At 35.4% G+C, this 16,980-nt stretch carries 17 protein-coding genes; 13 read left to right on the forward strand and 4 right to left on the reverse strand.

Going from position 1 to position 16,980, the window contains the following annotated elements:
• Positions 1-43 precede the first annotated feature (43 nt).
• The 7 genes from EGI05_RS13775 to ribA all read left to right on the forward strand — a co-directional run bounded on the left by EGI05_RS13775 (position 44) and on the right by ribA (position 5,503).
• Positions 44-1,060 (forward strand): sugar phosphate nucleotidyltransferase, encoded by a 1,017-nt coding sequence (locus EGI05_RS13775; RefSeq protein ID WP_123263631.1) that lies wholly within the window; start codon positions 44-46, stop codon positions 1,058-1,060.
• A gap of 105 nt (positions 1,061-1,165) precedes the next feature.
• Positions 1,166-2,008 (forward strand): DUF4292 domain-containing protein, encoded by an 843-nt coding sequence (locus tag EGI05_RS13780; protein ID WP_123263632.1) that lies wholly within the window; start codon positions 1,166-1,168, stop codon positions 2,006-2,008.
• Positions 2,005-3,561 (forward strand): peptidoglycan DD-metalloendopeptidase family protein, encoded by a 1,557-nt coding sequence (locus tag EGI05_RS13785; protein WP_123263633.1) that lies wholly within the window; start codon positions 2,005-2,007, stop codon positions 3,559-3,561. Before EGI05_RS13780 ends, EGI05_RS13785 begins: the two co-directional genes overlap by 4 nt.
• 29 nt (positions 3,562-3,590) lie before the next feature.
• A complete protein-coding gene (tatA, locus tag EGI05_RS13790) occupies positions 3,591-3,806 on the forward strand; it encodes a twin-arginine translocase TatA/TatE family subunit (protein ID WP_123263634.1) in 216 nt (71 codons plus the stop codon).
• A gap of 16 nt (positions 3,807-3,822) precedes the next feature.
• Positions 3,823-4,437, forward strand: coding sequence for a DUF4254 domain-containing protein (locus tag EGI05_RS13795; RefSeq protein ID WP_123263635.1), 615 nt, complete (start codon positions 3,823-3,825; stop codon positions 4,435-4,437).
• Positions 4,434-4,889, forward strand: coding sequence for a hypothetical protein (locus tag EGI05_RS13800; RefSeq protein WP_123263636.1), 456 nt, complete (start codon positions 4,434-4,436; stop codon positions 4,887-4,889). Before EGI05_RS13795 ends, EGI05_RS13800 begins: the two co-directional genes overlap by 4 nt.
• Before the next feature lie 17 nt (positions 4,890-4,906).
• Complete coding sequence (gene ribA, locus EGI05_RS13805) at positions 4,907-5,503, forward strand: GTP cyclohydrolase II (RefSeq protein ID WP_123263637.1); 597 nt, start codon at positions 4,907-4,909, stop codon at positions 5,501-5,503.
• Positions 5,504-5,578: 75 nt separating this feature from the next.
• On the opposite strand, the gene EGI05_RS13810 is transcribed toward ribA, so the two are convergent.
• A complete protein-coding gene (locus tag EGI05_RS13810; RefSeq protein ID WP_123263638.1) occupies positions 5,579-6,106 on the reverse strand; it encodes a hypothetical protein in 528 nt (175 codons plus the stop codon).
• A gap of 116 nt (positions 6,107-6,222) precedes the next feature.
• On the opposite strand from EGI05_RS13810, the gene EGI05_RS13815 reads away from it, so the two are divergent.
• The 5 genes from EGI05_RS13815 to EGI05_RS13835 are packed head-to-tail and all read left to right on the forward strand — an operon-like array spanning position 6,223 to position 11,156.
• Positions 6,223-7,974, forward strand: a complete 1,752-nt coding sequence (locus EGI05_RS13815) for a glycoside hydrolase family 3 protein (protein WP_123263639.1) — start codon at positions 6,223-6,225, stop codon at positions 7,972-7,974.
• Positions 7,975-7,978: 4 nt separating this feature from the next.
• Positions 7,979-9,127 carry an N-acetyl-alpha-D-glucosaminyl L-malate synthase BshA gene (gene bshA / locus EGI05_RS13820; protein ID WP_123263640.1) on the forward strand — a complete coding sequence of 383 codons (1,149 nt, stop codon included), beginning with the start codon at positions 7,979-7,981 and terminating at the stop codon, positions 9,125-9,127.
• A 28-nt stretch (positions 9,128-9,155) separates the two neighbouring features.
• Positions 9,156-10,427 carry a DUF2851 family protein gene (locus EGI05_RS13825; RefSeq protein WP_123263641.1) on the forward strand — a complete coding sequence of 424 codons (1,272 nt, stop codon included), beginning with the start codon at positions 9,156-9,158 and terminating at the stop codon, positions 10,425-10,427.
• Positions 10,420-10,641: a PspC family transcriptional regulator gene (locus EGI05_RS13830; RefSeq protein ID WP_123263642.1), complete on the forward strand. Its 222-nt coding sequence runs from the start codon at positions 10,420-10,422 to the stop codon at positions 10,639-10,641. The genes EGI05_RS13825 and EGI05_RS13830 overlap by 8 nt, the downstream gene beginning before the upstream one ends.
• Before the next feature lie 2 nt (positions 10,642-10,643).
• Entirely contained in the window at positions 10,644-11,156 is a 513-nt protein-coding gene (locus EGI05_RS13835; protein ID WP_123263643.1) for a GNAT family N-acetyltransferase, read from the forward strand.
• Between the two features lie 109 nt (positions 11,157-11,265).
• Here the strand turns inward: EGI05_RS13835 and EGI05_RS13840 are convergent, their stop codons facing one another.
• The 3 genes from EGI05_RS13840 to EGI05_RS13850 form a co-directional block, all read right to left on the reverse strand.
• On the reverse strand, positions 11,266-12,000 hold the full coding sequence (locus EGI05_RS13840) for an SIMPL domain-containing protein (RefSeq protein ID WP_123263644.1): 735 nt from the start codon (positions 11,998-12,000) through the stop codon (positions 11,266-11,268).
• 89 nt (positions 12,001-12,089) lie between these two features.
• Complete coding sequence (locus tag EGI05_RS13845; protein ID WP_123263645.1) at positions 12,090-12,863, reverse strand: carboxypeptidase regulatory-like domain-containing protein; 774 nt, start codon at positions 12,861-12,863, stop codon at positions 12,090-12,092.
• Between the two features lie 7 nt (positions 12,864-12,870).
• Entirely contained in the window at positions 12,871-13,614 is a 744-nt protein-coding gene (locus EGI05_RS13850; RefSeq protein WP_123263646.1) for a hypothetical protein, read from the reverse strand.
• Between the two features lie 183 nt (positions 13,615-13,797).
• Here EGI05_RS13850 and EGI05_RS13855 point away from each other — a divergent pair, with 183 nt between their 5' ends.
• Positions 13,798-16,938, forward strand: coding sequence for a UvrD-helicase domain-containing protein (locus EGI05_RS13855; RefSeq protein ID WP_123263647.1), 3,141 nt, complete (start codon positions 13,798-13,800; stop codon positions 16,936-16,938).
• Positions 16,939-16,980 lie beyond the last annotated feature (42 nt).

Below are 16,980 nucleotides of genomic sequence, written 5' to 3' on the forward strand. Positions count from 1 at the left end.
CGATTTTTAAGTAATAGAAAAATACAAATAGTATAATTAAAACATGAAAATTATTGTACCTATGGCTGGACGTGGCTCCAGATTGCGTCCGCATACGTTAACTGTTCCAAAACCTCTTATTCCTATTGCCGGAAAACCCATTGTACAAAGACTGGTAGAAGATATCGCCAAAGTAGCTGGCGAAGAAATAGAAGAAGTAGCCTTCATCATCGGAGATTTCGGTCCCGAAATCGAAAAATCTTTAATTCAGATTGCTGAAAAACTAGGTGCTAAAGGAAGTATTTACTATCAAAATGATCCTTTAGGGACTGCTCATGCCATAAAATGTGCCGAAAATTCCATGCAGGGAAATGTAGTGATCGCTTTCGCAGATACTCTTTTCCGTGCAGATTTTCAATTAGATAAAAACTCAGATGGTGTCATCTGGGTAAAAAGTGTAGAAGATCCTTCTGCATTCGGAGTAGTGAAATTGGACAATTATGGATTCATTACGGATTTTGTTGAAAAGCCTCAGACATTTGTTTCAGACCTGGCCATTATCGGTATCTATTATTTTAACAGTGCTGAAAAGCTGATGGATGAGATCAACTATATCATGGACAATGATATCAAGAATGGTGGGGAGTATCAATTGACGACAGCATTAGAAAACCTGAGAGCTAAAGGCGCTAAATTTACATTAGGTAAAGTAAATGACTGGATGGACTGTGGAAACAAAAATGCTACCGTAGAAACCAATAGCAAAATCCTTGCTTACGAAAAAGAAGAAATGGCCAATTATCCGGCAACAGCTCAAATCGAAAATTCCCTTATTATTCCACCATGCTTTATTGGTGAAAATGTAAAGATCTCCAATTCCAAAGTAGGTCCCGGAGTATCTTTAGGAAATAATACAGTGATTGTCAACTCCAATATTGAAAATTCTCTGATCCAGGAAAATACCAGGATCAATCACGGAAACCTATCGAATTCCATGATTGGTAATTCTGCTCAATATTTTGGAGTAGCAAGAGAAATTTCATTAGGAGATTATTCTGTCTTGGATTTCTTATCTAAATAGAAGAGTTTTTTTATAAAATACAATATAATCAGGCCACACAAAAGATTTTGTGTGGTTTGGCGTTAATATTGCAACGTAATTCCTTGAATTGAAAAGATAAAATACATGAAAAATTGGATACCCTTATTTGTATTGCTTCTCGTTGTTTCATCTTGTAAAACACGAAATGCTGCTAAGAAAGACAACAGCAATCCACAGGACAGCATCTATGTAGAAAGCAATACAGATCCAAAAGACGCCAATGAACCCGTAAGAGATAAGCTTACCTTTTACGAACATGTACTTATTCCCCCTCAATTTGATCAGATTAAGATCAACAGCAAGGTCAATGTGGAAACCGGAAGTTTTGTTCCTACTCTGGATGCAACTATTTATATTGAAAATAATCAGAAAGTCTGGATGAACTTATCTGCCTTGTTTATCAATGTAGCAAGAGGAAAAGCAACACCGGAAGGAGTAAAAGGCTATGATAAAACCAATAAGTCTTACATTGACTCTGATTTCGAATACTTAAACAATTTACTGAATGTCAATTTCATAGATTACAAATCTTTGGAGAAGATACTCATGGGAAGAACTTTTGTGAAAATCAGCGATTCCCAATTCACCCTTACCAAAAATGCGCAAGGTTTTAAAATGGTTTCAAATTCTAACCAAAGAATTGAGACGGATGAAAAAGCAAGAGAGTACAAAATAACATTGCAGTATGATGAAAATTATGATCTGTTAAGCGTTCAGCTGAAAGATGTTTTATCTCCTGACGAACTGGAAATCTCTTATAGTAACTGGGATGAATATAATGGAATCCGCTTACCAAAAAATGTTAAAATAATTATAAAAGGTTCAAAAAACAGTCAGATTTTAATGGAAAATACGAAATTTGATTTTTCGAAGATGGAAACTCCCTATTCAGTTCCAGCCAATTATAAGAAAATTGAGATTAAATGATTAAGAAATTTAGCTTTTTAATAGGTATTTTGCTGTTCACTTTGCATTATGGGCAAAAAAAAGAACAATTGCAGAAACAAAATGCCGAACTTAAAAAACAAATTGCACAAATAAATTCTGACTTAGCCAAAACAAGAAACGAATCCAAGCTTTCCATAGCTTATCTTACCAATGTTAATAAAAAGCTGGCTTTAAGAGAAAAGGTTTACAACAATACTCAAAAAGAGAAAAGATTTATTGAAGACGAGATTTACCTTCGTCAGTTGGAAATCAACCGCCAAAACAGAGAATTGGCAGTTCTTAGAAAGAATTATGCTGAAGTTTTGGTGAATGCCTATAAAAACAAAGGGGTACAAAATAAAGTGACCTTTATTCTTTCTGCAAAAAATTTAGGAGAAGCAATAAGAAGGGTTCAGTACTTAAAACAATATTCTGATTATCAAGATAAAAAAGCGGCTGAGATCACAGATGCTGCCGAACAGATCAAGAAATCAATTGCTCAGAGACAGAAATCAGTCAGAGATAAAGAAGTTCTTCTCGTGAATCAACAGAAAGATTTAACGACTATTAATGCGGAAAGAGCACAAAAAGAACAACTTGTTGCTGATTTTAAGAAAAATGAGGTCAAATTAACGGCAGAACTTAAGCAAAAACAAGCTCAAAACAAAGCTGTTGAAGGCCAGATCCGAGCTATCATCGCAGAAGAGATCAGAATAGCTAAAGCGGAAGAAGAAGCCAGAAAAAAAGCCGAAGCTGAAAAAATACGTTTGGCAAAACTGGCTGCTGAAAGAGAAAAAGCAAGAATTGAAGCTGAAAATAAAGCCAAAGCCGAAGCATTGGAAAGAGAAAGAAAGCTGGCGGAAGCTGAGGCTAAAAAAGCAGCAGACTTAGCAGCAAAAAGAGCAGAAGAGGAAAGAAAGCGTACTGAAGAAGCTGCAAGAGCTGAGGCAAGTGCGAAAGACGCTGCCAGAAAAGTAGCAGCCACAAAAGCATCAGAAGAAGCCAATGCCAAAGCAAAAGAAGCGGCTAATAAATTAAACGCCGCAAGAGCTGCAGAAGCTGCACTGGCGAAGAAAAAAGAAGACGAGAAAAAAGCTGCCGAAACTAAAGCCATGACCAACTTTGGAGTTTCAACAGCTGCCGGAAATAATTTTGCTGACAATAAAGGAAGATTGGGCTTCCCTGTAGACAGAGGCCAGATTACCCACCGTTTCGGAAGACAGCAACACCCGGTTCTGAAAAATATCGTTGAAGAAAATAACGGAATTAAAATTTCCGTTCCTTCAGGCACACGTGCAAAGTCTGTATTCCCAGGAACCGTATCTTCAGTTTTAGCTAGTAGTGACGGAACAAAAACCGTTATTGTAAAGCATGGAACTTACTTCACCATTTACTCCAATCTGGGAAGTGTGAACGTTTCCAAAGGACAACAGGTTTCCGCAGGTACTCCTGTAGGTACCGTAGGACAGGATTTCGATGGTTCCTATACCCTTGATTTCCAAGTATGGAGTGGTAGTACACCAGTTGATCCATTAGGTTGGGTTTCTTATTAAAAAAGATTAACTTTGCAAAAAATTTAGAAATGGAAACATTAACAATATTAGCCTTATCATGGCAACATATTCTTATCGTGGCAATACTTCTTGTACTGCTTTTCGGAGGTAAAAAAATTCCGGAACTGATGAGAGGAGTAGGTTCAGGTATTAAAGAATTTAAAGATGCTGTAAAAGAAGAGGATAAACCAGGTTCAGAGAATAAAAATTCTTCAACTAACAACAATAGCTCTTCTAGTAACTAAAAATTCTTTTTAAGTAATGAACTTTACTGAAACTGCATGGAAAATCTTCAACCAATCCATTGAAGATTATCACGTGCTTGATGACGTTAACACTCTAATTAATAATCCGTTCGACAAAGACAGTTTGGAACGGATTTTGTATGCAAAGAACTGGATTGATACCGTTCAATGGCATTTGGAAGATATAATTAGAGATGAAAATATTGATCCGACTGAAGCTCTTCAACTCAAAAGAAGAATAGATGCCTCTAATCAACAAAGAACAGATTTAGTGGAATTTATAGACAGTTGGTTTCTTAAAAAGTTTGAAAATATAACTCCTAAACCTGATGCAAAAATCAATACGGAAACACCCGCTTGGGCTGTAGACAGATTATCAATACTTGCGCTGAAGGTTTATCACATGTCACTAGAAGCTAATAGAGAATCCGCTTCTGAAGAGCACCGTGCCAATTGCCAGGCAAAACTGGATGTGCTTCTTATTCAGAAAGAGGATCTCTCAACTTCCATTAATCAGTTGCTTACTGATATTGAGAACGGTAATGTTAAGATGAAAGTATACAAACAAATGAAAATGTATAACGATGAAAGTCTTAACCCAATCCTTTATCAAAAGGGGCAACAAAAATGAAACGACTAATTTTTTTTGGAGTACTACTAATCATAACTTCCTGTGCAACGGAAAAATTGAATTTTTCTCCGTTGTCTAATAATTTTTACAGTGATTCAAAAGGTTCTGATTCTGACAGAGGAGTAAAGAAAGGCTTTGATATTAATATCAAAGAAAATGTAAATGCTTCAGAAATCTCCAACCTTATTTCAACCTTTCCACAATTTAAGAATGCCGCATTAAATGAAGAGATCACTTCATTGAAATATAGTCTTCAGAACTATTTGTATGCGATAGATGCCAATAATTTATCCGGGAAAAACAGAGCCCTCAAGAGTTTTGAGAAATCCTATAAAAAAGTTCAAAAGCTGAGACAGAATCTTAATAAGGATGATAATGATGTTCTCAACCGGTATCTGGTAAGGTTAAAAACCAACATCACTGTAATCGAAGACTCTTTAAAAGGAAATTAAAAACTATTAAACTATTAATGATTAAGATTCAGGCGGAAGCCAATGTTCCTACAGAACACGGTACTTTCCGGATGATTGCTTTCTCCGAAAACGCAAACGATTGGATGCCTCACATGGCTATTATAGCGGAAAACACAGATTTTTCCAAGCCTGTAAATGTGCGTTTCCATTCAGAGTGTATTACTGGAGAAGTTTTCCATTCAAAAAAATGTGAATGTGGCCAGCAATTGGATGCGGCAATGAAATATATCCATGAAAATGGAGGGATTATCGTTTACCTTCGACAAGAGGGAAGAAATATCGGGATTATCAATAAACTTAAAGCCTACTCATTACAGGAAAAAGGATTAGATACAGTAGAAGCCAATTTACAATTGGGACTTCCGGCGGATGATCGAAACTTTGGAGTGGCAATTGAAATCTTAAACCTGCTGAACGTAAAAGACGTTAATCTGCTTACCAATAATCCTGAAAAGGTAAAATATGTTGTAGACAGCAATATTCATCTTAACTCAAGAATCCCTTTACAAATACCGGCAAACGATATGAGCAGAGGATACCTGAAAACCAAGAAAGATTACTTCGGTCATCTTCTGGATGATAACGATAACTAATAATAAAGCAAAAGCTCCGGAATTTCTCCCGGAGCTTTTTTTGTAATTATAAAAAACTGAAAAGATATTTTCTGATTAAAGCTTCGTCTTGATCTTAGACTCATCAATATTGTAATATTTGATTACAGCATTGTAGTCGTTATAATCTACGCTTGCATTTTTCCCCGTACTTGCAGGAACAATAACCACTCTGAATCTTTTATTGGTATAATAAGTAGAGTTGGTATCCAAGTTCAATGTAGAAGTAGAGTTTACATAAATTCCGATATCATATTTACTGAAATCAAATGTATAATCCACCTCATCATTATTTGCATTTCCTACGTAGAAAGTATAGGGAAGTAATTTCCAGATTGGAGAATTGTTATTGGTAACTCCTGTTTGTAAATAAATAAGCACTACATCAGATTCCACTAAAGGAGTATTAAATGCATCATTATATTCATACAAATTAGTATTCACTTTACTAAAGGTAGGAGTAATATCATACGCTACTGAATAAGTATCATGATCTTCGTAAACTACATCGTCATTATTATCGTCACAGCTAAAGATGAATAAGCTCACAAAAGCCAAAACTAAAAATGGAAGAAATTTTTTCATTGCTATAAAGGTTTAGTTTATTATTGATTATGCACATTCAAAACATATACCAAAAAACTCAAAAACATTCTTTATCCTGATTTTTTTAATTGTATTTTTGTTCTTATTCAAAAATTATGAGAAAAATAGTTTACACATCCTTACTCGTATTCTTTTTTATCAGTTCTAAAATAGCAGCACAGTATCAGCCTAAAAACCTTTCACAGACTGATCTGAATAAAGCTCAGCAGTGGGTTGATAAGACCTATAGCTCTCTTTCGCAGGACGAAAAATTAGGACAGCTTTTTATTGTAGCCCTTTATACCAATAAAGATGAAAATCACATCAATCAGGTAAGGAATATTGTTGTAAACGATAAAATAGGGGGATTGATCCTCATGCAGGACGATGCCGCAAGAGAAATTAACCTTGTTAATGAATTCCAGCAAAAGTCTAAAGTTCCATTAATGATAGGTATGGATGCGGAATGGGGACTATATCAGAGAATTGCTGCCGCTCATAAATTTCCATGGGCAATGACTTTGGGAGCGATTCAGGATAAAGGCCTGATTTACCAGATGGCTTCAAAAATTGCAGAAGACTGTAAAAGAATGGGCATCAATTGGGATTTTGCTCCGGTTGTTGATGTAAATACCAACCCCAACAATCCGATTATCGGGAACAGAAGCTTTGGTTCTGAAGTGAATAACGTGATCAGTTCTGCATTATCCTATTCAAATGGGTTGCAGGATAACAATATTCTGGCAGCTATAAAACATTTCCCGGGACATGGGGATACCAGTACGGATTCTCACCTTGATCTTCCGGTTGTTTCTCACAATATCGACAGATTGAATACTATTGAATTAGCCCCTTTCAAAGCATTAATGAATAAAGGAATAGGTGGTGTTATGGTAGCTCATTTATATGTTCCTTCTTTGGAATCTACAAAAGGAATTCCGGCTTCCGTTTCCAAAAATATTATTACCGGCTTATTAAAAGAAAAATTGGGTTTTAAAGGATTAATTATTACCGATGCACTCAATATGGGAGCTGTTGCTAATAAATACAATCCGGGAGAACTGGATGCTTTAGCATTCAAAGCAGGAAATGACATCATGCTGTTTTCTCAGGGAGTTGCAGAAGGAAAAAAATTGATTCAGAAAGCTATTGATAACGGCGAAATCCCTCAATCAAGGGTGGAAGAAAGTGTAAAGAAAATTCTCCTGACGAAATATTTTTTAGGATTGTCTCAATACACTCCGAAAAATCCGGAAAATGTTAATTACGACCTGAATAATACTTCTCATCAAAAACTGGTTCAAAATCTTTATGCCAATGCATTGACTTTACTGAAGGATGAGAAAAAACTGCTCCCTCTTAACTGCAAAGGAACCTATTATTATGTTCCGCTAGAAGAAGCTCCTTATCAGACTTTTGCGAATCAATTAAACCTGGGAACAACAGTCATTGTTAAAAAAGCCAGTGAAATTAATACCATTCCAGCTAATTCCACTGTAATTGTAGGGTTCCATAAAGATAACTCTACGGCTTACAAACCTTATAAAATTTCTGCGGAATCAAAGAAAATTTTAGCAGATCTTGCGAAGAATCAAAATGTGATCTTAAACGTTTTCGGAAGTGCTTATGCGTTAAAAGACATGGATATTGCAAAAGTCTCAACGGTTCTGGTTTCCTACGAAAACAATGATGATTCCATGAAAGCAACAGCAGATGCATTGAATGGGAAAACAAAGATATCGGGAAGACTTCCTGTATTGGTAAATGATAATTTAAAAACAGGAATGGGAATGGATTTAAATACCTCATCTGTTTCCAATACTTCTCAACCGAACTCAACAACATTTACAACATCAAAACAACCATAAAATAATGAAAATAGGCATACTTTGCTATCCAACATACGGGGGAAGCGGAATTGTAGCAACGGAACTGGGAATGTCTCTCGCCAATAAAGGCTATGAAGTCCACTTTATCAGTTCGGCTCTTCCGGCAAGATTAGATATTACGAATCCCAACATTTTCTTCCACCGGGTGAATGTTCAGACTTACCCACTTTTTCAGTATCAGCCTTATGATATTGCACTAAGCTCCATGATTTACCGCGTTGTTAATCTTTATAAGCTGGACCTTCTTCATGCCCATTATGCCATTCCTTATGCTTATGCCGCTTTTACAGCCAAACAGATGCTTCAGGAAGATAATAACGATATTCCATTGGTTACCACTCTTCACGGAACAGATATAACCTTGGTAGGACAACATCCAAGTTACAAACACGCCGTAGAATTTTCCATTAATAAATCAGATACCATTACTTCGGTATCGGAAAGTTTAAAAAAAGATACCCTTCAGTTCTTTAATATCAAAAAAGACATTCAGGTAATTACCAATTTTATTGATAATTCTGAGTTTGATGACTGCAACGAATGCCAAAGAACACAGTTTGCCAATCCCGATGAAAAGATATTGATCCACGTTTCCAACCTGAGACCGGTAAAACGCGTGGATGAAGTATTGCAGATCTTTAAAAACGTTGAGAAAAAGGTAAAATCCAAATTAATTATCATTGGCGAAGGCCCGGATATGGAAAAAATCAACCAGTTCCTGGAAGAAAATCCGGAATTGATCTCTAAGATCCGCCTTCTTGGAAAAGTTAATGATCTGTACAGAATCTTACAGCTTTCCGATGTATTTTTACTTCCTTCCGAACAGGAAAGTTTCGGTTTGGCCGCATTGGAAGCTATGGCAGCTAATACACCGGTAATCAGCTCTAACGCAGGAGGAATCCCAGAAGTTAATATCCAGGGGGAAACCGGCTTTTTAGCTGAAATCGGAAATGTGGAGGCCATGAGTAATTATACCATTAAGCTTTTAAGCAATGAAGATCTTTTAGCCAAAATGAAGAAAAATGCGAAAGAGCAGGCGGTAAAATTCGATTTGAAAAACATTCTTCCTATTTATGAAGACATGTATAGAACAACCATAGAAAATTTTAAAAAAGAGTTGTCAAGAGTATAATACTTCTATTATATTTGTTGACACACTCATGACGGAAAAATTACTTCAATATCTTTGGAACCATAAGGTTTTCAACAATTTCGACTTCAAGGATATTGAAGGAAATTCCGTTGAAATTCTGGATTTCGGACAATGGAATACCAATGCAGGTCCTGATTTTTTATTAGCCAAAGTAAAAATCTGCGGTTTGATTTTAGCAGGAAATATTGAGCTTCACATTAAATCTTCTGATTGGATTTTTCATCATCATTCCGGCGATCCCAATTACGAAAATATCATCCTCCACGTTGTTTTTCAACATGATATTGAAATTGATGATTTAAAAAACAACAGTATTCCAACTCTGGAATTGAAAAATCATATTGATCAGCAGCTTCTTTTGCAATATGAAAAATTAGTCAATGGAAATCATTTCATTCCATGTGAACCTATTTTTGATAATAATAAGCTACCCATCAATTTTCATGAAGAAAACATCATTAAAAAACTGGATGAAAAATCCGTTGAGCTCGAAAAAAGTTTAGAGAAATATAAAAACAATTTCGAAGCGGTTTTGTTCCATAGTTTCGCCTATTCTTTCGGATTAAAGGTCAATGCCTTTACTTTTAAGCAGATTGCAGAAAGTATTGATTTCAGTATCATCAATAAAATCAGGCAGAATACAACTCAATTGGAAGCTTTGTTATTCGGAATTTCCGGCTGGCTTGATTTCCCAGAGGATGAGCCCATGAAAATATGGAAAAGAGAGTTTGATTTCCTCACCATAAAATTCAAAATCTCAGATTTAAGGTTTCATCCTAAATTTTTAAGGTTAAGACCTCACAATTTTCCAACCCTCCGTTTATCTCAATTAGCGGATCTCTATGGACAGCAATATTTATTTTCAAAAATTCTTGATGCAAAAAACACAGATGACTTAATGACAATCTTCACAAAAGTAAAAGCATCAGACTATTGGAAGGATCATTTCAACTTTGGAAAACCCACTCCAAAAAGCCAGGAGAAATTTTTAAGCAAGGATTTTATAGATCTCATCATTCTCAACACCATTCTCCCCTTAAAATATACCTACCATAAATATCACAAGGAAGAAATTACGGATGAGATCATGCATTTTTACAGGAGTATTCCGGCTGAAAAAAATTCTCTTGTGGATAATTGGAAAAAATTGGGATTGAATGTGACCACAGCTTTGGAAAGTCAAAGTCTGATTTATCATTATTCCCACGCCTGTAAAGAAAAAAATTGCTTAAATTGCAGTATTGGATTTAAACTATTAAAAGAATCTTCAGATGCTTGATAATATTCGTCATAAAATGGAAAGAGAATGGTTCGGTGTTCTTACAAGAACAGGGGCCAAACTTGGAATTCCGGTTTCTAAACTGAGAGTTTTCTTCATCTACTCTACTTTTGCAACCGCTGGTTTTTTTTTCCTCATTTATCTCGGATTGGCATTCACTCTTTGGATCAAAGATATTTTTATTACCAGAAGACCAAGCGTTTTTGATTTATAATTATGGAATTTTTACAGATCACCTCGCCTGATGATTACAGAATCCAGGAAATCTTTAATTCTTACAGCACGACCTTTCCGGAAGATGAAAGAAGAGACTGGTATCAGTTTGTAAAGCTTTTTACAAACCCTAATGCTAAAATCATTTCAGTACTTCATGAAACCCAAAACATTGGATATTTGATCATTTGGGAATTAAGCAATCATATTTTTGTAGAACATTTTGAGGTTTTTGCAGCATTCAGAAGTCAAAAGTTCGGTTCACATATTACAGGTTATTTATTTAAAAATTTCCCGAGAATTATTTTGGAAATTGAACCTGGGCATACCGGCGAAGATGCACAGAGAAGATATTCTTTTTATCAGAAAAACGGATTCAGGCTAATAGATGAAATGTATGTGCAACCAAGTTATGGAGAAGGTAAAAAGGCACTTGATCTTTGGTTACTGGCTAACTACTCTCCCGAAAATCTCAAGGAAATTAAAGAAGAAATTTACGATATCGTTTATCATTAATATAAAAAAGCCGGAAAATTCCGGCTTTTATTTTTTAAATCCTCACAGATCACACAGATAAAATATAACACAAACATCTGCGTTATTTGCCCAAACTGCGAGAGATATATTAATTCACTTGATATTCCAGCTTGATGGTAATGCTTGCTTCTTTTTCTTTAGAAGAGGTATTAAATGTTCCTCCATAAGAATAATCTTCGTTAGAATTAGGAGCGGTAATCTGGATAACACCCATGGTCGCTTTTTTAAGATTTCCTAAGCTGCTTCCCGAATTTTCAGCAATTTTTTCAGCTCTTTCTTTAGCATCCTTGGTAGCAGCTGCAATCATTTCCTGTTTCACACTGGCTAATTTTGTATAGAAATAGTTAGGCGAAGAGGATGTAAACTCTACCCCACGATTAATAATTTCTGTAATATTTCTGGAAAGATTTTCGATTTTAGCCACCTCTTTACTTTCAATAGAAACTTTCTGCGTGAGATTATATCCGGAAAATTCTCCCTGGACATAATTTCCATTAGCATCATTATAGCTTCTGAACTGTTTCTGAATATCTACCGACGAAAATACGATTTCAGCCTGTTTTATACCTTTCGAAATAAGGTAATCATTGATGATCTTCCTGTCTACCGCAAGTTCATCATAAGCTGATTTCAGATCAACATTATTTTTTGAAAAGCTTCCGGACCATGTGATAAGATCAGAAGTGAACTGTTTAGTTCCTAAACCTGTAACAGAAATGGTATTTTCAGATTTATTTCTGTTTTTAACCGCATTTCCCAAAAGCCCGAGTCCAATAATGAATCCAAGCGCAGCAATGGTAATGGCAATGATATTTTTATTCATAAAATTCGTGAATTGTTTTGGTTTTCAATTGATAACAGAAATATCACATCAATTCTCGTTCCAAATTTTAAGATTTTCTTAACATTTTATTATTGCTTGGGTTCTTTCAATCTTTCCGTGTATAATGGGATGACTTCTTCTATTCTTAGCAATACTGCTGATAAGTTCCTGGCTTTTACATAAGTACGGATAAGCGGTTTTACTAAGAACGAGAACTCTATAAATTCCGAAATTCTTTCTACGGGAATTCCCATTTTCACAAAGTAATCGTCATCTACCCTATCCCGTATCCATGCAATATGCTCCTGCAAATCTTCATATTGATATTGCCTTTTCTGTTTTCTGGCTTTTCCGCTTACCAGATCGTAAAGTCCTTGTATATTCAGACTTCCTAAAAGCATCGGAAGCAAGACTTTCTTTACTTCAGCCGGTTTCTCCCTCATTTTTCCAATGGGTTGTGGAAGACCTACAGCTGCCTGAACCTGGGCCCCTAAATCAACCTTAGCTACTTTCCTGGAATCTTTTGATAAATCGCCGCTTAATTTAACAATCTGGACTTCTTCAATTTCTTGGGGAAGCTGAGTTAAAGTAATAATCAGCCGGGAATTGATTCCATCCGTAAGAACTCTTTTTGAGGCTCTTTCATAGCCTGCTTTTACAAATCTTAATTCATCATTCCTCGAAGCTGCAATACTGAATTCCCCCGAAGAATTACAAATAACTTTCTGATCTGTTGACATATTGATTACAGTCACAGAATTCAACCGGATGTCATTTTCATCTGTAATGATTCCAGTAACCATCTGTTGAGAAAGCAAGAGATTAAATAAAAATAATAACACCAATGCTAATGGCCTTCTCATTTATGATTTATTTTTGAGTTTGTGGAGCTCTGTAAGAAGAAATCCGGGTCAACACAGCTCGTTGAAATCTCATCAGATCTGCGTCACTGCAATATCCATATTTCAGAATATTTTTTCTTTCGAACCCGCCTGCAAAAACATAGTATATAAAATGTTGGATCAACGATTTTTCTATTTTAAGGTCTGTAAAATACTGTTCTCCCAATGCACTGGTAAGGTAATTCATAAAATCTACATCGTCCCATTTATTTTTTATTTTCCCGAAGCTAAAGGTTCCTTTAGTTACAGGCTGTACAAATTCTCCGGGCCTCGCGGCCAACACTCTGGGATCAGATTTTTGAGACATATAAAGTCCCAGATCTTGGAGCAGCTTTTCCACTTTTTTAGGCTTGTTAAGATTTTTAGAATCTATTTTCAGATCACCCGTAATTCCTTTTTTTATTTCCACTTCTTCAATCTGAATAGGAATTCTGACCAAAGTAATATTCATGGGAGCACTAATATCGGCCACTTTTTGGACGATACGTCCATAATCTGCTTTTACAAAACGGAGTTCGTCGCCTTGTCTTCCGGAGATCATAAAATGCCCGTCCCGGTTAGTTTGCACCCTTTCATCAGTCCGTATATTGATGACTGTTACATCCGGCATTTCCATATTTTCTTCGGAAACCACTTTTCCAAAAATATAACTTTGAGCACTGGTATTAATAAAAAAGATAAGGGGTAAAAGAGAGAATAGTTTAAGTTTCACTGGCTATTTTTTATTAAGCAAAACTAAAGTTATTTTTAAATTATCCTATAAGTTTAACCACACTTAACGGTTTTAGGATTTTTTTTAGAATTTCTGATACTCCATTTGTTAAAGACGTTGATAAAATTGTTAAAATTTCACTCAAAATTTAGCTAACTTGCAATATTAATTCTCATTTTGAAAATGCAAAATTCTTATACGGTTATCAATGCTTCTGCGGGTTCAGGCAAAACATATGCACTGGTTCAAAGGCTTTTGATGATCTGTCTTCGTTATCCTAATCAGCAGCAGTCGATCAGGAATATTCTGGCCTTAACTTTTACCAATAAGGCGGCCAATGAAATGAAGGAGAGAATTTTATCTTGGCTGGGAAATTTTTCCCAACAGAATTATGCTGAAAATGCTGATCTTAAAAATATTCAGAAAGCCTTTGAAGAAGAAGGTTTACGGATTACAATTGATGAGCTGCACATTCGTGCCAAGAAATTACTTGATTATATTCTGCATAATTATTCAACCTTAAACATCGGGACTATTGACCGTTTCAATTCCCGGCTGGTTAGAAGCTTTTCTTATGAACTTGGACTCGCTAAAAATTTCAATCTTGAAATTGAAGCAGAACCTTTTTTGATTGAAGCCGTAGATAAAATGCTTGATCAGATCGGGGAAAATGAAGCGATATCCAACTCGTTCATGGATTATGTGGACTATAGCCTGGAAAATAATGAACGCATCAATCTCAATAAAAACCTATATGATTCCGCTAAAGAATTCGTAAAAGATATTCACTACGAAAATCTTAAAAACAATAAGGACTTTGATGATACGAATTATGAAAATATAAAAAACACGATCCGCAAAGAGATTCTCTTGAACAGGAAACAATCTGAAGAAATCGCAGCCCAATCTATCGAGCTATTCAGATCCAGAAATATTGAAATTGAAGATTTTGCCCAAGGGAAGAACGGGATCGGCGGATTTTTCACAAAGGTTTTAGATTTTTATCAGCAAAAAAGAACGGGATTTCCCTTCCCTACAACACAGGAGGAATCTGTTGTAAATAATTACAGAAAAGGTGCTGCCTCAAAATCCAAACATAAAGAATCAGAAATTCTGGAAATTCTGGAGCAGTTATTGGAAAACAGGATGAAACTTATTCTTCTGTATATTGAAACCCAGAAAAAAGAAAAGATCTTATCTGCTCTTCTTCCTTTAAAAGTAAATAAAGACATTCAGGATGAATTAAGGAAGATTGAAGAGGAAAATGACTTGGTTTTGCTTTCAAAATTCAATATCCTGATCAATGAAAATTTAAAGAATGAACCTTCATTATTCATTTATGAAAAGGTAGGCTCCCAGTTTCAGCATTATTTTTTTGATGAGTTCCAGGATACTTCTGAATTACAATGGCAGAACTTTATTCCGTTAAGAGACCATAGTGTTTCAACGGAAAACACCTCTTTTACATTAGTGGGAGATCCCAAACAGAGTATATATAGGTTCCGTGGTGGGGAAAGTAAATTAATGCTGGATATTATCAATAAAAAAGAAATTTCTCCTAAAGAAGCGGAACTGCTTGTTTTAAAAGATAATTGGCGAAGCGCTAAAAATATTGTAAAATTCAACAATGAGCTGTATAAATTTCATGCCGATATTTTGGAGGAAGAACATGCAGCTATTTTTGGTACGGATGCGGAACAAAATCCAAAATCCAATATTGAAGGACGCGTTAAAGTAAACCTTATTGAAAATCTGACGAATGAAGATTTCTACAATGATACTTCGGAAAAAATGCGGCAAGATATCCAAGAATGCCTAGATAATGGATTCTCATTTTCGGATATTACTATTCTTTGCCGCGGTAACTTTGATATTTTCAGCTATTCCCAAAAACTGGGAAACTTAAAAGTGACCTATCACGGAGAGGAAACCAATATTAAAACCATTTCCGAAAAAGGTCTTACTTTGGAGTTATCTGATACGCTTCAGGCTGTGATTGAGTTTTTAAGGTGGGAAATCAATCCAAAGAATAAGCCTAACTTAATCATGATGATGTATTACCTGAATCATTTAGGAAGAATCACCATGTCGGACTTTACCCTGGAAATGGATACCATTCTGAAAATTGAATCTCATGAAGATATTTTACAATATATCCGGGACACTTATTTTTTGAAGCTTAAACAGGATCACTTCCCAAAATTCAACCTGTATAATTTTGTGGAATATTATATCAATGAGTTTTCCGTTGAAAATAAGGAAACAGATTTTATTCTGAACTTTTTGGAAATGCTTTTCAATTTTACTCAAAACGCAGGAGCAAGTACAAAGGAGTTCTTAAAGTATTGGGATGAAGAAGCTTCCACTCACAGTATTCAGGCTTCGGAAAATCTTGATGCCATCCAGATCATGACCATTCACAAGGCAAAAGGATTGGAATTCCCTATTGTTTTTATTCCAATGCTGAATAAGAACCGTGATAATGAATTCACCAATTGGTTTGAAACGAGCAAGGATGATGCTTTGAAATCAGTCAATATCAACCAGTTCAGTAAAAACCTGGAAGTCTATGATGAAGAAATTGAAAAATTTAACCGGCAAAATTCTTATAAAAACCTTGTAGACCGGTTATGCCTGCAATATGTAGCAACAACAAGGCCTGTTGAGCAATTATTCTTTTATATTCAAAAAGCTAATAAAACATCCAATAATCTTGAGCTACTGGAATTCCTGCAATCCAAAAACTGTGAGAATGCAGATGAGTTTGATTTGTATGAGGTATCTCCTGACACCTTGAAAAAGCATTCCAAAAATACAGCTTCATCTTTTGTGACTAAAGACATCCGTAATCTAAAAAATATTGATGAAAACAGTACTTCTATCAAAATTGCCACTCCATCAAAAAATTACCAGGTCCGGAATGAAAAGGTAAGAATAGGTCTCTTTGTCCATGAACTTTTATCTAAAATCAATACCGAAAAAGATATTGTCAAAGTCTTGGAAAGCTATGTTCTGGAAGGGCAGATTACTCTCGAGGAGAAAAATGAAATTCAAAAGACTTTGTCGGAATTCGTTACTACCTACTCCGAATTTTTTGATGAGAAATGGGAAGTTATCAATGAAAAGGATATCATGATTTCTGAAAATGGGGAAAGCCACATTTACAGACCGGACCGTATTCTAAAAAATGGCGAAGAATACATTATTGTGGATTTCAAAACCGGTGAAGTTTCTGAAAAAAATGACAGGCAGATAGAAACCTATAAAAAGGTGCTGGAAAGCCTGGGAAGGAATGTGATTGAGACGCAGCTTATTTACTTGTAAAAATAGTTTCGGCGGAGCCAAAGGCTCCGCCGAAACTATTTT

Source organism: Chryseobacterium daecheongense (assembly GCF_003729955.1).
GTDB classification, from domain to species: domain Bacteria; phylum Bacteroidota; class Bacteroidia; order Flavobacteriales; family Weeksellaceae; genus Chryseobacterium; species Chryseobacterium daecheongense.

Bases quoted from the DNA above. Each gene is read 5' to 3' on its own strand.
- EGI05_RS13775 (WP_123263631.1), top strand. From the start codon at position 44: ATGAAAATTATTGTACCTATGGCTGGACGTGGCTCCAGATTGCGTCCG.
- EGI05_RS13780 (WP_123263632.1), top strand. From the start codon at position 1,166: ATGAAAAATTGGATACCCTTATTTGTATTGCTTCTCGTTGTTTCATCT.
- EGI05_RS13785 (WP_123263633.1), top strand. From the start codon at position 2,005: ATGATTAAGAAATTTAGCTTTTTAATAGGTATTTTGCTGTTCACTTTG.
- tatA (WP_123263634.1), top strand. From the start codon at position 3,591: ATGGAAACATTAACAATATTAGCCTTATCATGGCAACATATTCTTATC.
- EGI05_RS13795 (WP_123263635.1), top strand. From the start codon at position 3,823: ATGAACTTTACTGAAACTGCATGGAAAATCTTCAACCAATCCATTGAA.
- EGI05_RS13800 (WP_123263636.1), top strand. From the start codon at position 4,434: ATGAAACGACTAATTTTTTTTGGAGTACTACTAATCATAACTTCCTGT.
- ribA (WP_123263637.1), top strand. From the start codon at position 4,907: ATGATTAAGATTCAGGCGGAAGCCAATGTTCCTACAGAACACGGTACT.
- EGI05_RS13810 (WP_123263638.1), bottom strand. From the start codon at position 6,106: ATGAAAAAATTTCTTCCATTTTTAGTTTTGGCTTTTGTGAGCTTATTC.
- EGI05_RS13815 (WP_123263639.1), top strand. From the start codon at position 6,223: ATGAGAAAAATAGTTTACACATCCTTACTCGTATTCTTTTTTATCAGT.
- bshA (WP_123263640.1), top strand. From the start codon at position 7,979: ATGAAAATAGGCATACTTTGCTATCCAACATACGGGGGAAGCGGAATT.
- EGI05_RS13825 (WP_123263641.1), top strand. From the start codon at position 9,156: ATGACGGAAAAATTACTTCAATATCTTTGGAACCATAAGGTTTTCAAC.
- EGI05_RS13830 (WP_123263642.1), top strand. From the start codon at position 10,420: ATGCTTGATAATATTCGTCATAAAATGGAAAGAGAATGGTTCGGTGTT.
- EGI05_RS13835 (WP_123263643.1), top strand. From the start codon at position 10,644: ATGGAATTTTTACAGATCACCTCGCCTGATGATTACAGAATCCAGGAA.
- EGI05_RS13840 (WP_123263644.1), bottom strand. From the start codon at position 12,000: ATGAATAAAAATATCATTGCCATTACCATTGCTGCGCTTGGATTCATT.
- EGI05_RS13845 (WP_123263645.1), bottom strand. From the start codon at position 12,863: ATGAGAAGGCCATTAGCATTGGTGTTATTATTTTTATTTAATCTCTTG.
- EGI05_RS13855 (WP_123263647.1), top strand. From the start codon at position 13,798: ATGCAAAATTCTTATACGGTTATCAATGCTTCTGCGGGTTCAGGCAAA.